General features: G+C 60.9%; 1 pseudogene. It reads left to right on the forward strand.

The features are described from left to right. Positions 1-39: 39 nt before the first annotated feature. A pseudogene (locus BK660_RS31460) lies at positions 40-299 on the forward strand (two-component system sensor histidine kinase CreC); the annotation flags it as partial.

Raw genomic sequence — 299 nt, forward strand, 5'->3', positions numbered from 1 at the left:
TCGCTGCCCCGGCTACAGCTACAGCCCGGGGCACAGCTGATGACGCTGGGGATCCGGATTTTCTTGGTCTATTTGTTGTTCATCGGTCTGACCGGTTACTTCGTGCTCAACACTGTGATGGAAGAAATCCGCCTCGATGTGCGCCAGTCCACCGAAGAAACCCTGGTCGACACGGCCAACCTGATGGCCGAAATCCTGCGCGACGACTTCAAGGCCGGCACCCTCAACCAGACTCGCTGGCCCGAGTTGCCCAAGGCTTACGGCCAGCGGCAACCGAAGGCGAGCATCCGGGGCTTGCC

The sequence above is a fragment of the Pseudomonas brassicacearum genome (assembly GCF_003732265.1).
GTDB lineage: Bacteria > Pseudomonadota > Gammaproteobacteria > Pseudomonadales > Pseudomonadaceae > Aquipseudomonas > Aquipseudomonas brassicacearum_D.